A 16,469-nucleotide genomic window follows, 5' to 3' on the forward strand; every position below is an offset into this window, starting at 1 on the left:
TGCATTCCTCGGAGCCGAGGAGTCATGCGGCCGGGCGGGCTGGGCGGTGCTGATCGAGTGGCCCAGGAGGCACGAGGGGCGCTCGGCACTGCGTCAAGGCGTGCTCTCCTCGGTGTCGACGAGAAGGTGCCTGGGCGCGCTCCCCGGCGGCCGGTGGGCCAGCCCGACGGCGTCGGCCAGCCGCTGGAGCCCGCGGGCCCTCAGCAGGTCCTCAAGCTCACGCTCGATGCGCAGGCACGCGTACGGGTCGTGGAACAACGCGGTGCCCACACCGACCACACAGGCGCCCGCCAGCACGAGCTGGAAGGCGTCCCTGCCGCTCATCACCCCGCCGATGCCGATGAGCGGCACCCCGGGCAGCGCGGCGTGGACCTGCCACACGCACCGCACGGCCAGCGGCAGGACGGCGGGCCCGGACAGGCCGCCGGTGACGGCGGCGAGCGAGGGCCGCAGCGTCTCGGTGTCGATGGCCATGCCCAGCGGATTGTTGATCATGGACAGGGCGTCCGCCCCGGCGTCCACGCAGGCCCGCGCCACGGCCACGATGTCCGCCACGTCGGGCGCGAGCTTGGCCACGACCGGCACGTCGTACCGCATGATGGACCGCACGGAGGCGATCACCTCGGCGGCGGCGCTGCCTTCGCGGGCGAAGACCCGCCCGCGGTCCTCCATGTTCGGGCAGGAGAGGTTGATCTCCAGGGCGGTCACCCCGGGCGCGTCGGCGAGCCTGCGGGCCAGCTCGGAGTATTCGGCGACGGTGCCGCCGCCGATGGAGACGATGGTCTTGATGCCGCGCTGGGCCAGCCAGGGCAGCTCCCGCTCCAGGAACGCGTCGATGCCCGGCCCCTGCAGCCCCACGGCGTTGAGCATGCCGGAGGGCGTCTCGGCCATGCGGGGCGTGGGCCGCCCGGCGCGCGGCGCCATGGTGATCGAGCGGGTGGTGAGCGCTCCGAGCCGGTGCAGGTCGAAGAACTGGGCGAGCTCCCGCCCGGAGGAGGCGCACCCGGCGGCCGTGGTGATCGGGTTCGCCAGCTCCACATGCGCCAGAAATGTCCGCATATCAACTGACATGTCGTGCACCGCCTCCGGGGGCGCCGAGCGCGTCGAACGGGATCGTTCCCACGTCCTCGAAGCGCACCCGCTCCCCCCGGAACACCGGCCCCTCAGCGCAGGCCCGGACCATCCTGGTGGCCCCGTCGTCCCCGATGACCGGTATCACGCACGTCATGCACACCCCGATGCCGCAGGCCATCTGCTCCTCGACCGCCACCTGCACCGGAATGTCGAACTCCATCCCCACCGCCGTCACGGCCCGCAGCGTCTCCATGGGCGCGCACGCATAGACGGCGTCCGCCCGCGTGTCGGCGATCACCGACGGCAGCGCGTCGGTGACCTTGCCGCGCAGGCCGAGCGAACCGTCCTCGGTGGTCAGCGTGGTGGTCTCGGCGATCCTGCGCGCCCGCATGGCGCCGAAGACCCGCTCGGCTCCGGCCCCGCCCAGCACGAAGTCCACCCGGCAGCCCCGCGCCAGCAGCGCGTCGGCCAGCGGGAACAGCACGGCGGAGCCGTACTCGGAGCCGACCAGCACGCAGTGGACGGGGTCGCGCGGCAGCGGAAAGGGCCGGCCGAGCGGCCCGACCAGGTCGAGCGTGTCGCGGGCGCGTCGCTCGGCCAGCCAGGCCGTGCCGCGCCCGCCGGCGGTGAAGACGAGCTCGACCGTGCCGCCGTAGTCGGCCTTCACGTCGTGGATGGAGAACGCCCGGCGCGTCACCATCGACGTGTGGATCCCGCCGACGGCCACGGAGACGAAGTGACCAGGGCGGAAGCGCTCGGCGATGCCGGGCGCCACCACCGTCAGCGCATGGTAGGCGTCGACCCGGCGCGTCGTCAGCACCGTGCCCGTCACCTGCACCGGAGTGCCGGCCAGTCGTCTTCACCTCCCGTGCGGGTGTCAGCCCCGGAGAGCCTGCGCGTGCTCCTGGAGAGACCGTACGCCGACGTCGCCCCGCACGATGGCCTGGATGCCCGCCGCCGCGGCGGCCAGCCCCGCCACCGTGGTGATGCACGGGATGCCGCGCAGCACGGCCGCGGTGCGGATCTCGTAGCCGTCGAGCCGCGGCCCCGACTGCCCGGGGCTGCCGAAGGGCGTGTTGACGATCAGGTCGACCTCGCCGTCGAGAATGGCCTGCACGCTCGTACGCTCACCTCCGGGCCCCGGCCCCTCGCTCTGCTTTCGCACGATCTTGGCATGGACGCCGTTGCGGCGCAGCACCTCGGCCGTGCCCTCGGTCGCGAGGATCTCGAAACCGAGATCCGCCAGCGCCTTCACCGGGAAGATCATCGCACGCTTGTCCCTGTTGGCCACGGACACGAACGCGCGTCCCTTCGTGGGAAGTTCGCCGTAGGCGCCGGCCTGCGACTTGGCGTACGCGATCCCGAAGAACTCGTCGATGCCCATGACCTCGCCCGTGGAGCGCATCTCGGGCCCCAGGACGATGTCCACGCCGCGGAACCGGTTGAACGGCAGCACCGCCTCCTTGACCGCGATGGACGCGTCCAGGGGCAGCGTGCCGCCGTCCCCGGTGGCCGGCAGCATGCCCTCCGCGCGCAGCCCGGCGATCGTGGCGCCGAGCATCACCCGCGCCGCCGCCTTGGCCAGCGGCGCCGCCGTGGCCTTGGACACGAACGGCACCGTACGGGAAGCACGCGGGTTGGCCTCCAGGACGTAGAGGACGCCGGCGGACATGGCGTACTGGACGTTCAGCAGCCCGCGCACGCCCACGCCGCGGGCGATGGCCTCGGTGGCGGCGCGGATGCGCTTGATGTCGTGGCTGCCGAGCGTGATGGGCGGCAGCGCGCACGCCGAGTCGCCGGAGTGGATGCCGGCCTCCTCGATGTGCTCCATGACGCCGCCCAGGTAGAGCTCCTCACCGTCGTAGAGGGCGTCGACGTCGATCTCGATGGCCTCGTCGAGGAACTTGTCGACCAGCACCGGGTGGCCGCCCTCCTGGGCCGCCATGTAGGTGGTGAGCGTCTCGTCGTCGTACACGATGGCCATGCCGGCCCCGCCGAGCACGTACGAGGGCCGCACGAGCACGGGGTAGCCGATCTCCTCGGCGATCTCCAGCGCCTCGGCCACGGTCAGCGCGGTGCCGTGCTTGGGCGCCGGCAGGCCGGCCTCGGCCAGCACGCGCCCGAAGGCGCCGCGTTCCTCGGCCAGGTGGATGGACTCCGGCGGGGTGCCCACGACGGGCACGCCGGCGTCCTTGAGCGCCTGCGCCAGGCCCAGCGGCGTCTGCCCGCCGAGCTGCACGATCACGCCCGCGACCGGCCCGGTCTGCTGCTCGGCGTGCACCACCTCGAGGACGTCCTCCAGGGTGAGCGGCTCGAAGTAGAGCCGGTCGGAGGTGTCGTAGTCGGTGGAGACGGTCTCGGGGTTGCAGTTGACCATGACGGTCTCGAACCCGGCCCTGGACAGCTCGAACGAGGCGTGCACGCACGCGTAGTCGAACTCGATGCCCTGCCCGATGCGGTTGGGCCCGGAGCCGAGGATGATGACCTTCTGCCGCTCCCCGTAGGGGACCTCGGTCTCCTCGTCGTAGGTGGAGTAGAGGTAGGGGGTCTTGGCGGCGAACTCGGCGGCGCACGTGTCCACGGTGTTGTAGACCGGCCGGAGACCGAGGGCGTGCCGCAGGTCGCGCACCCGGGCCTCGTCGATGCCGCGGATCTCGCCGAGCTGCGCGTCGCTGAAGCCGTGGTGCTTGGCCCGCTCCAGCACCTCAGCGGTCAGCTCGGCCGCCTCGGCGACCGCCCGCGCCTCCTCGTCGATCAGGAAGAGCTGGTCGATGAACCACGGGTCGACGTTCGTCGCCGCGAACAGCTCCTCGGGCGTGGCGCCGGCGCGGATGGCCTGCTGCATCGTGCGCAGCCGCCCGTCGTGCGGGGTGCGGCACGCCTCCAGCAGCTCGTCCTTCTCTCCGAGGGGGCCGGTCCAGGTGAAGGACGAGTCCTTCTTCTCCAGCGAGCGCAGCGCCTTCTGCAGCGCCTCGGGGAAGGACCGGCCGATGGCCATCGCCTCGCCCACGGACTTCATGTGCGTGGTGAGCGTCTGGTCGGCCCCGCGGAACTTCTCGAACGCGAATCGCGGCACCTTGACCACGATGTAGTCGAGCGTCGGCTCGAAGGAGGCCGGGGTCTCCTTGGTGATGTCGTTCGGGATCTCGTCGAGCGTGTAGCCGATGGCCAGCTTGGCCGCGATCTTCGCGATCGGGAACCCGGTGGCCTTCGAGGCCAGGGCGCTCGACCGGGACACGCGCGGGTTCATCTCGATGACGATCATGCGGCCGGTGCGCGGGTCGACCGCGAACTGGATGTTGCAGCCGCCGGTGTCCACGCCGACCTCGCGGATGACCGCGATGGCGACGTCACGCATGTTCTGGTATTCGCGGTCGGTCAGGGTCAGCGCGGGCGCGACGGTGACGCTGTCGCCGGTGTGCACGCCCATCGGGTCGATGTTCTCGATGGAGCACACGATGACCACGTTGTCGTGCTTGTCGCGCATGACCTCGAGCTCGTACTCCTTCCACCCGAGGATCGACTCCTCCAGGAGCACCTCGGTGGTCGGCGAGGCGTCGAGCCCGGACCCGGCGATGCGCCGCAGGTCTTCTTCGGTGTACGCGAACCCGGACCCGGCGCCGCCCATCGTGAACGACGGCCGGACGACCAGCGGGTAGCCGAGCTCCTCGGCGCCGGCCAGCACCTCGTCCATCGTGTGGCAGATGACCGATCTGGCCGACTCGGCGTTGAGCCCGTGCTCGCGGGCGACCTTGGCGACGATCTCCTTGAACCGCTCGCGGTTCTCGCCTGCCTGGATCGCGTCGAAGTCGGCGCCGATCAGCTCGACCTCGTACTTCTCCAGCACGCCCGACTCGTGCAGCGCGACCGCCGTGTTGAGCGCGGTCTGGCCGCCCAGCGTCGGCAGCAGCGCGTCGGGCCGCTCCTTGGCGATGATCTTCTCGACGAACTCGGGGGTGATCGGCTCGACGTACGTGGCGTCGGCGAACTCGGGGTCCGTCATGATCGTCGCCGGGTTGCTGTTGACCAGGATGACGCGGAAGCCCTCGGCCCGCAGCACCCGGCACGCCTGGGTGCCCGAGTAGTCGAACTCGCACGCCTGGCCGATCACGATCGGTCCCGACCCGATCACCAGGACGGACCTGATGTCTTCACGCTTGGGCACGGCTCATGACCTCGCAGAACTCGTCGAAATCGGACGCTGTGCGACGTCGTGCTGCACGGACGCCATCACCGAGCAGAACTCGTCGAAAAGGTAGGCGGCGTCGTGCGGCCCGGCCGCGGCCTCGGGGTGGTATTGGACGCTGAAGGCCCGCCCGTCGAGCAGGCGCAGCCCCTCCACGCAGCGGTCGTTGAGGTTGACGTGGCTCACCTCGGCCGGCCCGTACGGGGTGTCGAACGGCCCGTCGAGCGGCGCGTCCACCGCGAACCCGTGGTTGTGGGCCGAGATCTCCACCTTCCCGGTCCGCACGTCCTGCACCGGCTGGTTGACGCCGCGGTGCCCGTAGCGCAGCTTGTAGGTCGACAGTCCCAGGGCCCTGCCGAAGATCTGGTTGCCGAAGCAGATCCCGAAGAACGGCACCCTTGCCTCCAGGACCTTCCGCAGGACGGTGACGTCCACGGTGGCCGGGTCGCCTGGCCCGTTGGACAGGAACACCCCGTCCGGCTCGACCGCCATGATCTGCTCGAACGTGGCGTCCGCCGGCAGCACGTGCACCTCGCAGCCGCGCTCGGCCATCCGGTGCGGCGTCATGCCCTTGATGCCCAGGTCCACGGCGGCGACGGTGAACTTCTTCGCCCCGATCGCCGGGACGACGTACGGCTCGGTGGTGGCCACCTCGCCCGACAGCGCGGCGCCCTCCATGCGGGGCGACTGCCGCACCCGCTCGACGAGCTCCTCGACCGGCTCCGCGGGCGAGGTGAAGATCCCGGCGCGCATGGCGCCGCGCTCGCGCAGGTGGCGGGTGAGCGCGCGGGTGCCGGAGATGGCGATCCCGACGACGCCCTGCTCCTTGAGGTAGTCGTCCAGCGAGCGGTCGGCCCGCCAGTTGGAGACGATCCTGGACGGCTCCCGCACGACGTAGCCGGCCACCCAGACCCGCCGGGACTCGGGGTCCTCGTCGTTGACGCCCGTGTTGCCGATGTGCGGCGCCGTCATGGCGACGATCTGCCGATGGTAGGAGGGGTCGGTGAGGGTCTCCTGGTAGCCGGTCATGCCGGTGTTGAAGACCATTTCGCCGAACGTCTCGCCTTCGGCGCCGTATGGAGATCCGTGGAAGACGCGGCCGTCTTCCAGGACGAGCACCGCTGTGTTCAAACCAGCTTCCCTTCGAGTACGGTCGGCCTGCCGCGCAGGAACGTCGCCACCACCCTGCCAGGCAACGTCATCCCCTCGTATGGGGTGTTCCTGCTCTTCGACACGAAGGCGGAGGGGTCCACCTCGGTGCGTACGGACGGGTCGTACAGCGTGATGTTGGCCGGAGCCCCGACCTCCAGCGGCTGCCCCTGCCCGGCCAGCCGGCCGATACGCGCGGGCGTGACGGACATACGCTGGGCGACGCTCGCCCAGTCCAGCAGCCCGGTCTCGACCATGGCCTCCTGGACCACACTGAGCGCGGTCTCCAGGCCTACCATGCCCATGGCCGCGGCCGACCACTCGGTCTCCTTGTCCTCGACCGGGTGGGGCGCGTGGTCGGTGGCGACGACGTCGATCGTGCCGTCGGCCAGCGCGGCCCGCAGCGCCTCGACGTCCGCGCGGGTGCGCAGCGGCGGGTTGACCTTGTAGATCGGGTTGTACGCGCCCACCGGAGACTCCTCGACCAGGTCGTCGGTGAGCAGCAGGTGGTGCGGGGTGACCTCGGCGGTGACGTTCCAGCCCTTGGACTTGGCCCAGCGGATGATCTCGACCGAGCCGGCGGTGGACAGGTGGCAGACGTGCAGCCGGGAGCCGACGTGTGCGGCCAGCAGGCAGTCGCGGGCGATGATCGCCTCCTCGGCGACCGCGGGCCAGCCGGTCAGGCCGAGCCTGCCGGAGACGACGCCCTCGTTCATCTGGGCGCCCTCGGTCAGCCTGGGCTCCTGGGCGTGCTGGGCGACGACGCCGTCGAACGCCTTGACGTACTCCAGGGCGCGGCGCATCAGCACCGCGTCGTCCACGCACTTGCCATCGTCGGAGAAGACCCGCACGCGGGCGGCCGAGTCGGCCATCGCGCCCAGCTCGGCCAGGTGCCTGCCCCCCAGCCCGACGGTGACGGCCCCGACCGGATGCACGTCACAATGCCCGAACTCCCGGCCCAGCCGCCACACCTGCTCCACGACCCCGGCGGTGTCGGCGACGGGCGAGGTGTTGGCCATGGCATGCACGGCGGTGAAGCCGCCGCGGGCCGCCGACTGCGTCCCTGTCTGCACGGTCTCGGCGTCCTCACGCCCGGGCTCCCGCAGGTGCGTGTGCAGGTCCACCAGCCCCGGCAGCGCGATCGCGCCCTTGCCGTCGACCACGAGACCGTCCCCGTCCGCGCCGCCCACGACGCCACCGGGCCCGGCGCCACCGGCGCCCTCTTGTCCCGAAGGACGGCCACCACTGATCACGTCCGCCTGGGGGCCGGTGGGCGTGATCGCCGTGATCACCCCATGAGCGACCCGGATGTCGGCGAGCTCCCCGCCCAGAATCCTGACGTTGCGAATGATAGTCATCAGGCGCTCTCTCCCCCGAGCAGCAGGTACAGGACGGCCATGCGGATGGTCACGCCGTTGGCGACCTGCTCCACGATCGTGGACCGCGCCGAGTCGGCCACCTCGGCGGCGATCTCCATGCCCCGGTTCATCGGCCCGGGGTGCATGACGATCGCCTCGTCCGGCATCTTGGCGAACCGGTCCCGGTCCAGCCCGTAGCGCCGCGAGTATTCGCGCTCGGAAGGGAAGTAAGCGGCGTTCATCCGCTCCTTCTGCACGCGCAACATCATCACCACGTCCGACTTGGGCAGCACCGCGTCGAGGTCGTACGACACCTCACACGGCCAGGTCCCCACGGAGACCGGCAGCAGCGTCGGCGGGGCCACCAGCGTGACCTCGGCGCCGAGCGTGTTGAGCAGCAGCACGTTGGAGCGGGCGACCCGGCTGTGCAGGACGTCGCCGACGATCGTGACCTTGCGCCCTTCGAGCCCGCCCAGGCGGCGGCGCATGGAGAAGGCGTCGAGCAGCGCCTGCGTGGGGTGCTCGTGGGTGCCGTCGCCGGCGTTGACCACGCTGCCGCGCACCCAGTTGGCCAGGCGGTGCGGCGCCCCGGAGGCGCTGTGGCGGATGACGACCGCGTCGGCGCCCATGGCCTCGAGGGTGAGCGCGGTGTCCTTGAGGGACTCGCCCTTGGACACGCTCGACCCCTTGGCCGAGAAGTTGATCACGTCTGCGGACAGCCGCTTGGCCGCCGCCTCGAACGAGATGCGCGTCCGCGTGGAGTCCTCGAAGAACAGGTTGACCACGGTGCGGCCGCGCAGCGTCGGCAGTTTCTTGATGGAACGTTCCGTGACCCTCGCCAGCTCCTCGGCGGTGTCGAGGATGAGCAGCGCGTCGTCCTTGGTGAGGTCGCCCGCGGAGATCAGATGCCGGTTCACCTGGCGTCCTCCTTCATGAGCAGCACGGCGTCGCGCCCGTCGATCTCCTGGAGATAGACCTTGACCTTCTCGCTCTTGGCCGTGGGGAGGTTCTTGCCGACGTAGTCGGCGCGGATGGGCAGCTCGCGGTGGCCGCGGTCGACCAGCGTGGCGAGCTGGACGGCGGTGGGGCGGCCGAGGTCGTTGAGCGCGTCGAGCGCGGCCCGCACGGTGCGGCCGGAGTAGAGGACGTCGTCGACGAGGACGACGACCTTGCCGTCGATGCCGTCGGACGGAAGCTCGGTGCGGCCGAGCGGCCGGGCCGGCTTGAGCCGCAGGTCGTCGCGGTACATCGTGATGTCGACCGAGCCGACGGGGATCTTGACGCCTTCGAACTGCTCGATGCGGTCACCGAGCCGGCGGGCCAGCGTGGCGCCGCGGGTGGGGATGCCGAGGAGGACGACGTCGCCGGCGCCCTTGGTGCGTTCGAGGATCTCGTGCGCGATGCGGGTCAGCGCCCGGTGGACGTCCGGGGCTTCCAGGACTGCCCTGGAATCAGACATGGCGAAGCTCACCACCTTTCCCGCCTCACGGGACGGGTCTTAAAAGGGTGTTGGTCGGGACACACAGTACCAGGGGCTACCAGCCACAACGTGTGTGCCCTCCCGTGCCGGAGTGAACGTCGCGCGTGACATCCGGCCCTTCGCGGGGGATACCGCAAGGATGACATTCCACGTCGACTCGGAGGTAGGGCGGCTGCGGCAGGTCCTCCTGCACAGGCCCGATCTGGCGCTCAAGCGGCTGACCCCGGCGAACAAGGACTCGTTCCTGTTCGACGACGTGCTGTGGGTGCAGCGCGCGATGGAGGAGCACGAGGAGTTCCAGCAGGTGCTGCGCGAGCGGGGCGTCACGGTCCACCTGCTGGACGTCCTGCTGCGGGAGACGGTCGACATTCCCGAGGCCCGCAAGCACATCCTCGACGCGGTCGTCGACGAACGGTGGCTGGGCCCGGTGGCGATCGACGACGTCCGCAACACGCTCGACGCCATGGACGCCGCCACCCTGCAGCTCTACCTGACCGGCGGCATCACCAAGCGGGAGCTGGTGGAGCTCGGCTGCGATCCGCAATCTGTGACATTTCACACGTTGGGGGACGACGACTTCATCCTGCCGCCGCTGCCCAACCACCTGTTCACGCGCGACACCTCCTGCTGGGTGTACGACGGCGTGTCGATCAACGCGATGAAGAAGAAGGCCCGCATGCGGGAGACGGTCAACATGGAGGCCGTCTACATGTATCACCCGATGTTCGCTCCCGGGTTCAACCGGCCGGACCACGGCGGCTACCACTGCTGGCTGCCGGGCCATCACGTGGCCCCGGCGACCATCGAGGGCGGCGACGTGCTCGTCATCGGGCGCGGCACGGTGCTCATCGGGATCAGCGAGCGCACCCAGCCGCAGGCGGTCGAGATGTTCGCGCAGCGGTTGTTCCAGGCCGGCTCCGCCCGCAAGATCGTGGCGCTGGACATGCCGAAGGCGCGGGCGTTCATGCATCTGGACACGGTGATGACGATGCTGGACGTGGGCGTGTTCACGAAGTACGCGGGCCTGGGCATGCTGCCGGCGTACACGATCGAGCCGGGCGGCACCCACAAGGAGCTCACGTTCACCGACCACCCGCCGCAGGACATGCACAAGGCCATCGCGCACGCCCTCGACATGGCCGACATCACGGTCCTCACCCCGACGCAGGACGTACGGGCCGCGGCGCGGGAGCAATGGGACGACGGCTGCAATGGGCTGGCGCTGGAGCCCGGCGTGGTCGTCGCCTACGAGCGCAACACCACCACGAACAACTACCTGCGCGACAACGGCATCGAGGTCATCACGATCAGGGGCAGCGAGCTCGGCCGGGGCCGCGGCGGGCCACGCTGCATGAGCTGCCCGCTCGAGCGGGACGGGATCTGAGGATGCGGGTCATCGTCGCGCTGGGCGGCAACGCGGTGCTCAGGCGGGGCCAGCAGCCGGACGCCGCCGTGCAGATCGCCAACGTACGCGCGGCCGTCAGGACGCTCGCCCGGCTGGCGGGCGAGCACGAGCTGGTCATCACCCACGGGAACGGCCCCCAGGTGGGCCTGCTGGCGCTGCAGAGCGCCGCCGACCCGAACCTGTCCGGGCCCTACCCGTTCGACACGCTCGGCGCGCAGACGCAGGGCATGATCGGCTACTGGATGCAGCAGGCGATGCAGAACGCCCTGCCGGGCCGGCCGGTGCTCGCCGTGGTCACGCAGACCCTGGTGACCGCCGTGGACCCGGCCTTCGAGAACCCCGCCAAGTTCGTCGGCCCCGTCTACGACCGGGAGGAGGCGGAGAAGCTGGCCGCCGAGCACGGCTGGACGGTCAAGCAGGACGGCCGGCAATGGCGGCGGGTGGTGCCCTCCCCCGCGCCACGCCGCATCGTGGAGACCCGGCTGATCCGCAAGCTCATCCGCGAGGGCGTGATCGTGATCTGCGCGGGCGGCGGCGGCATCCCCGTGGTCCGCGACGAGCGCGGCCGGCTGACCGGCGTGGAGGCGGTCGTGGACAAGGACCTGACCGCGTCGGTGCTGGCCGAGGCGCTGGAGTGCGACGCGTTCCTCAGCCTGACCGACGTGCCGCGGGTGCTGCGCGGTTTCGGCACGCCGCACGAGAGTGAGATCGCCCACACGACGCCGCACGAGTTGCGGGCGCTGGAGTTCCCGGCGGGATCGATGGGGCCGAAGGTGGAGGCGGCGTGCAGGTTCGTGGAGACGACCGGCGACATGGCCGCGATCGGAAGGCTGGACGAGGCCGAGCGCATACTCAGCGGCTCAGCGGGAACGATCGTGACACCCAACGGCAGGTGGCCGCTGACGAGCACGTTGTAGGGGGTGTCTGGTGACACTGGCCCAGCGGCTCCTGCGCATCAAGCCCACCGAGCGCATCGTGGCCGAAGGCGGCCACGGTGAGGGTGGCGAGCTGCGGCGCACGATGTCCCTGTGGCAGCTGACGTTGTTCAGCGTGGGCGCCACGCTCGGCACCGGGATCTTCGTCATCCTGGGGCAGGCGGTGCCCAAGGCGGGGCCCGCGGTGGTGCTGTCGTTCGTGCTGGCGGCGATCACGGCGTTGTTCTCCGCGCTGTCGTACGCCGAGCTGGCCGGGACGATCCCGGTGTCCGGCTCGTCCTACTCCTACGCGTACGCGACGCTGGGCGAGCTCGTGGCGTGGATCTGCGGCTGGTGCCTCATGCTGGAGTACGCCGTGTCCGTGGCGGCCGTCTCCGTGGGCTGGGGCGAATACCTCAACTCGTTCCTGCGGTCGTTGTTCGGCTTCACGCTGCCGGAGGCGATCACCCGTTCCCCCGGCCAGGAAGGCGGCGTGGTCAACGTCACGGCGATCCTCATCGTGCTGCTGGCCACCTGGCTACTGCTGTACGGCGCCTCGGAGAGCGCCATAGCCAACGCGATCTTCGTGTTGATCAAGGTCGTGGTGCTGCTGTTCTTCTGCGCGGTGGCGTTCACGGCCTTCCGGACGGGGAACTTCGCGCCGTTCGCGCCCATGGGGGTGGCCGGGATCACGGCGGCGGCGTCGCAGGTGTTCTTCTCGTACATCGGCTTCGACGCGGCCTCCACCGCCGGCGAGGAGGCGAAGAATCCCAAACGGGACCTGCCCCTGGCGATCATGCTCTCGCTGGCCATCGTGACCGCCATCTACGTGCTCGTCACGGTGGCGGCCGTGGGCGCGATGCCGTGGACGCAGTTCGACCCGGAGACCACCGAGGCGAGCCTGTCGTACATCGCGGACCTGGCCACCGGCGCCACCTGGCCGGGCCTGATCGTCTCGTTCGGCGCGGTCATCGCCATCGCCAGCGTCGTGCTCACCGTCATCTTCGGGCAGACGCGCATCCTGTTCGCGATGTCCCGCGACGGGCTCATCCCGCGTGTGTTCCAGCGGGTCAACCCGCGCCGCCAGGTTCCGATCGCCAACACGCTCATCGTCGCCGCGTTCATCTCGGTGCTGGCCGGGCTGGTGCCGCTCGGGCAGCTGGCCGAGGCGACCAGCATCGGCACGTTGTTCGCCTTCGCCATCGTGAACGTCGGCGTGCTCGTCCTGCGCTATCGCAGCCCCGAGCTGCCGCGCAGCTTCCGCGTCCCGCTCTTCCCCGTCACGCCGGTGCTGGGGGCGGTGTTCTGCGTGCTCGTGATGGCGGGGCTGGCGGGGGTCACCTGGCTGGCGTTCGGACTCTGGATGCTGGTGGGCCTGGTCTGCTACTTCCTGTATGGCTATGGCCATTCCCGGCTGAATGCCGAGGTGCCTGGATGAAGCTCGACAACGTGCTGGCCGGCTACATCCCTGAGACGCGAGGCAGGGACGGCCTCGCGCTGGCCACGCTGCTCACGGGGCAGGCCCACGCGCACCTGACGGTGGCGATCGTCCAGCCGCCCGCCCGGTCCACGCCCGGGCCCGCGCGGGCCGAGCAGAGCGAGTGGCGGGCCTACCTCAAGGAGCAGGCCGAGGCGACGCTCACGCAGGCGCGGGAGCTGGCCGGCCCGGACGCCGACTACTGGATCCACACGCACCGGGGCAGCGGGCGCGGGCTGGTCGAGCTGGCACGCAAGCGCGACGCGGACGTCGTGGTGATCGGCTCCGCCTCCGGCGGCGGCCGGGGCCGCATCGCCGTCGGCAGCACCGCCGACCAGCTCCTGCACTCCTCCTCCGTTCCCGTCCTGCTCGCCCCGCGCGGCTACGGCGACAAGCCGCCCGCCGCCTTCGACCGCCTCACCGTCGCCTACCGGCGCGGCCCCGGATGCGACGTGGCGCTCAAGGACGCCGCCGCCGTGGCCGTGCGGCTCGGCCTCCCGCTGCGGCTGGTCACGCTGGTCATCAGGAAGACCAGGCGCGCCAAGATCGAGGAAGAGATGCTCGTACGCCTGCGCGAGCAGGCCGCGGCGGACCTGCGCGCGGCGGCACAGGACCACTCGAAGCGGCTGAAGGTGGAGGTCGAGCTGCTCGAGGGCCGCAACGTCGCCCAGGCGCTCGGCACGACCTCGTGGCTCCCCGGCGAGATGATCATCTGCGCTTCGAGCGACACCGGGCCGCTCAGGCGGGTGTTCCTCGGGGACACCTCGCTCAAGATCGTACGGGCCTCGACGTGCCCTGTCATGATTCTCACCCGCCAGTCCTGACTCGGCGGTCCGGCTCGGCAAACTATGACGAAGTAGCGTTACCAGTGGGACATGAGGGGCGTATGTGGCGTTCCATGCCGGACCGGATTCGGCATCTTTTTTCCAATCAGCTTGACCTTCGGCGTCCACCCCTTTACCGTCACTGTGCGTAACCACACCTCGCGGCGATCCGGGGTAAACCCAGAGCCATGGCTACCGATGGTGCCGAACCTCGCACCGTACCCCCGGTGGTTAGGGCATTCGTCGCAAGGGAGCACAATCTACTGAGAGCTATACATACGAGAGCCGGGGGGCCACACGATGCCGTCTGAGTACGCAAAGTCGCTGGGTGCACGACTCCGCGCCATCCGCACCCAGCAGGGCCTGTCCCTGCATGGAGTCGAGGAGAAGTCGCGTGGCAGGTGGAAAGCCGTAGTCGTGGGCTCCTATGAGCGTGGCGACCGAGCGGTCACGGTGCAGAAGCTTGCCGAGCTTGCCGATTTCTACGGGGTGCCCGTATCCGAGCTGCTACCGGGCGGCGCCGCCCCGAGCCCGCTCGGGCCGACCCCCAAGCTTGTGATCGACCTGGAGCGGCTCGCGACGCTGCCCAAGGAGAAGGCCGGGGCCCTTGCCAGGTACGCCGCCACGATCCAGAGCCAGCGTGGCGACTACAACGGCAAGGTCCTGTCCATCCGCCAGGAGGACCTGCGCTCCCTGGCCGTGATCTACGACAAGTCGCCCAGCGAGCTGACCGAGGAGCTCATCAGCTGGGGCGTCCTCGACGCCGAGGCCCGCCGGGCCGTCGAGTCGTTCTGACGCCACCCTGACGACACGGCCTGACCAGCGAGGCTCCCCGGCCTGCCGGGATCCCCGCCTGACCATTCCGGCTCTCAGGCCGGTCACTCGGCACGAAGGAGTCCGCCACGCGCCGGCGGGCTCCTTCGTCATGTCCGGGCGGCAACGATCTCTGGCCGGCTTCAACGGCCGACGGCCTCCCACTGGGCACCGGTCGGCACACGTAAGCCGGTCCAGTGGTTGCCCACTCGCCGATCGGGCCGACAGCCGGCTCACGTAAGCCGGCCCGGTTGCCCACCCGCTGATCGGCCGGCAGGCAAGGCCCGTCCTGTGCTCGTGAGATCCACGTCGACGGCCCACTCCGTGCCGATCGGGCCGGTGTGCAGGAGCCAGTCCTCGTCCGCTCTGCACCGTCAGCCAAGCGCCAGCCGCCGGCTGGCATGCGCCACACCCATCGGGCCTGAGCCACATCTCGGCCCGCGCCACGAGCCCGCGCCAGGGGCTGAGCCGCGTCCAGCTGGCCTGCGGCCACAAGCCCGCGCGGGGCGGGCCGACGGTGCGCCCGGACGGCCCTACCGCCAGCAGGCCGCCTGGAAGCCCACCCTCAGCGGCCGGAGGTACGCGCCGACCAGCCAGATGCCGGCTCCGCGCCTACGACGCGCTCATCAACGACTCACGCTGTGCCGGTCGACCACGTGTTGTCGTCGGGGTGGGGCGGGTTGGTCAGTCAACCGGCGAGTGGCACGTCAATCGGCAGTTGAGGCTGGACGGGGACGCCGAGCAGCTCTTCGACCGTGGAGACGAAGGTCTCCGCCTCGGCCATGATCTCCTCGGCGTCGGCCGCGCTGATCCTGCTGACCATGCCCGCCTCCGCCGCGGCACGCTTGGCGGCGCTCACCGAGAAGTACGCAGCCCACTCGGCCAGGTGCGGCTCGGCCTCGGGCAACAGCTCCCATGCGCTGCGCAGCCTGCGCCTGCGGCCCTCCATGGGACGGGGGCGGGCAGCCAGGATCGCCGCCGCCGCTCGAAGGGCCGCCAGGTGCGCGGCCACATATCGGGATGCCGGGGTGCGAGCGCTGGTCGCCTCCGCCAGGCAGGAACGTGCGTCGGTCAGGTGTGCCCGAACCGCAGGCGACAGCCGGGGCCCGGGTGTGTCTCTAGGCCGTGGTGCCATCTTGCGCGCCTCCTTTGGAGTCGTGGGCGGCGGCCGGCGTCTCCGCCGGTGGAGCCAACACTTGCAGACGCCACCGACATTTCCGCCGGGCTGGCCGGACGAGGAGCTTCCCCTCTCCCCGTCCGGCCAGGACACGCCCACTCGTCTCCGCCGACGACGAGGACATGCCCTTCGCCCTCGGAGCCTGGCCGCGGGGCTCACTTGGGGAAGCGAACGGCCCGCGACCAGGTCCAGGTGACGTTGAGCCGCGAGCCTCACCGTCACTAGGTCGAACATAATTTCGATCACCGCCAGTGTCAACTATTCCACGAACATAGGTTCGATGACCATGAACGGAACGCCTGACACCCAGGAACCCTGCCAACCCTCGGGTCCAGGCCGATCACGAAGGGGAGACGGCCACGGGCACGCCGGGTGGCTCACACGAGCCAGGGCACGCCACGAAGGCCGGCTGTCCAAGCAGGCCAGAGCCACACGCAGACCGGCCGCTCACGATGGCTGGAGCGCCGCGAGAATTCGGACGGCTGCACGACCAAGGTGTCGCGGCGGGCGGGCGCGGGCAGCGCCGGAACGAGACGCCAGGGCGCGCAGGCAGCGCCGGAACGAGACGCCGGGCTCGGGCAGGACCAGAGCGGGGCTCAAGCAGCGCCAGAG

Annotated in this window: 13 protein-coding genes; 5 read left to right on the forward strand and 8 right to left on the reverse strand. The window is 70.6% G+C overall.

The features are described 5' to 3' along the window. Positions 1-93: 93 nt before the first annotated feature. Genes ETD86_RS32540 through pyrR form a run of 7 tightly spaced genes read right to left on the reverse strand, consistent with a single transcriptional unit; the run spans position 94 to position 9,226 of the window. Positions 94-1,071, reverse strand: a complete 978-nt coding sequence (locus ETD86_RS32540; RefSeq protein WP_138670485.1) for a dihydroorotate dehydrogenase — start codon at positions 1,069-1,071, stop codon at positions 94-96. Then, positions 1,061-1,927, reverse strand: a complete 867-nt coding sequence (locus ETD86_RS32545) for a dihydroorotate dehydrogenase electron transfer subunit (RefSeq protein WP_138670486.1) — start codon at positions 1,925-1,927, stop codon at positions 1,061-1,063. The genes ETD86_RS32540 and ETD86_RS32545 overlap by 11 nt, the downstream gene beginning before the upstream one ends. A gap of 24 nt (positions 1,928-1,951) precedes the next feature. After that, a complete protein-coding gene (gene carB / locus ETD86_RS32550) occupies positions 1,952-5,239 on the reverse strand; it encodes a carbamoyl-phosphate synthase large subunit (protein ID WP_138670487.1) in 3,288 nt (1,095 codons plus the stop codon). 3 nt (positions 5,240-5,242) lie between these two features. Beyond that, complete coding sequence (gene carA, locus ETD86_RS32555) at positions 5,243-6,391, reverse strand: glutamine-hydrolyzing carbamoyl-phosphate synthase small subunit (RefSeq protein WP_138670488.1); 1,149 nt, start codon at positions 6,389-6,391, stop codon at positions 5,243-5,245. Next, complete coding sequence (locus ETD86_RS32560; protein ID WP_138670489.1) at positions 6,388-7,767, reverse strand: dihydroorotase; 1,380 nt, start codon at positions 7,765-7,767, stop codon at positions 6,388-6,390. Before ETD86_RS32560 ends, carA begins: the two co-directional genes overlap by 4 nt. Beyond that, positions 7,767-8,684 (reverse strand): aspartate carbamoyltransferase catalytic subunit, encoded by a 918-nt coding sequence (locus ETD86_RS32565; protein ID WP_138670490.1) that lies wholly within the window; start codon positions 8,682-8,684, stop codon positions 7,767-7,769. The genes ETD86_RS32560 and ETD86_RS32565 overlap by 1 nt, the downstream gene beginning before the upstream one ends. Then, positions 8,681-9,226, reverse strand: a complete 546-nt coding sequence (pyrR, locus tag ETD86_RS32570) for a bifunctional pyr operon transcriptional regulator/uracil phosphoribosyltransferase PyrR (RefSeq protein ID WP_138670491.1) — start codon at positions 9,224-9,226, stop codon at positions 8,681-8,683. The genes ETD86_RS32565 and pyrR overlap by 4 nt, the downstream gene beginning before the upstream one ends. A gap of 160 nt (positions 9,227-9,386) precedes the next feature. Here pyrR and ETD86_RS32575 point away from each other — a divergent pair, with 160 nt between their 5' ends. The 5 genes from ETD86_RS32575 (at position 9,387) to bldD (ending at position 14,662) form a co-directional block, all read left to right on the forward strand. Then, the gene (locus ETD86_RS32575; protein ID WP_138670492.1) at positions 9,387-10,631 is read left to right on the forward strand and encodes an arginine deiminase; all 1,245 of its coding nucleotides are present in this window, start codon (positions 9,387-9,389) and stop codon (positions 10,629-10,631) included. A gap of 2 nt (positions 10,632-10,633) precedes the next feature. Then, positions 10,634-11,569: a carbamate kinase gene (arcC, locus tag ETD86_RS32580; protein WP_138670493.1), complete on the forward strand. Its 936-nt coding sequence runs from the start codon at positions 10,634-10,636 to the stop codon at positions 11,567-11,569. A 10-nt stretch (positions 11,570-11,579) separates the two neighbouring features. Then, entirely contained in the window at positions 11,580-13,004 is a 1,425-nt protein-coding gene (locus ETD86_RS32585) for an amino acid permease (protein ID WP_138670494.1), read from the forward strand. Continuing rightward, positions 13,001-13,867 carry a universal stress protein gene (locus ETD86_RS32590; protein ID WP_138670495.1) on the forward strand — a complete coding sequence of 289 codons (867 nt, stop codon included), beginning with the start codon at positions 13,001-13,003 and terminating at the stop codon, positions 13,865-13,867. The genes ETD86_RS32585 and ETD86_RS32590 overlap by 4 nt, the downstream gene beginning before the upstream one ends. A 300-nt stretch (positions 13,868-14,167) precedes the next feature. Continuing rightward, the gene (gene bldD / locus ETD86_RS32595) at positions 14,168-14,662 is read left to right on the forward strand and encodes a transcriptional regulator BldD (protein ID WP_026214021.1); all 495 of its coding nucleotides are present in this window, start codon (positions 14,168-14,170) and stop codon (positions 14,660-14,662) included. Positions 14,663-15,368: 706 nt separating this feature from the next. Here the strand turns inward: bldD and ETD86_RS32600 are convergent. Further along, positions 15,369-15,815 carry an SAV_6107 family HEPN domain-containing protein gene (locus ETD86_RS32600; RefSeq protein ID WP_138670496.1) on the reverse strand — a complete coding sequence of 149 codons (447 nt, stop codon included), beginning with the start codon at positions 15,813-15,815 and terminating at the stop codon, positions 15,369-15,371. Between the last annotated feature and the right edge of the window lie 654 nt (positions 15,816-16,469).

Origin of the sequence: Nonomuraea turkmeniaca (genome assembly GCF_005889735.1) — a bacterium.
GTDB lineage: Bacteria > Actinomycetota > Actinomycetes > Streptosporangiales > Streptosporangiaceae > Nonomuraea > Nonomuraea turkmeniaca.

Bases quoted from the DNA above. Each gene is read 5' to 3' on its own strand.
- bldD (WP_026214021.1), top strand. From the start codon at position 14,168: ATGCCGTCTGAGTACGCAAAGTCGCTGGGTGCACGACTCCGCGCCATC.
- ETD86_RS32600 (WP_138670496.1), bottom strand. From the start codon at position 15,815: ATGGCACCACGGCCTAGAGACACACCCGGGCCCCGGCTGTCGCCTGCG.
- ETD86_RS32560 (WP_138670489.1), bottom strand. From the start codon at position 7,767: ATGACTATCATTCGCAACGTCAGGATTCTGGGCGGGGAGCTCGCCGAC.
- ETD86_RS32540 (WP_138670485.1), bottom strand. From the start codon at position 1,071: ATGTCAGTTGATATGCGGACATTTCTGGCGCATGTGGAGCTGGCGAAC.
- arcC (WP_138670493.1), top strand. From the start codon at position 10,634: ATGCGGGTCATCGTCGCGCTGGGCGGCAACGCGGTGCTCAGGCGGGGC.
- pyrR (WP_138670491.1), bottom strand. From the start codon at position 9,226: ATGTCTGATTCCAGGGCAGTCCTGGAAGCCCCGGACGTCCACCGGGCG.
- ETD86_RS32575 (WP_138670492.1), top strand. From the start codon at position 9,387: ATGACATTCCACGTCGACTCGGAGGTAGGGCGGCTGCGGCAGGTCCTC.
- ETD86_RS32590 (WP_138670495.1), top strand. From the start codon at position 13,001: ATGAAGCTCGACAACGTGCTGGCCGGCTACATCCCTGAGACGCGAGGC.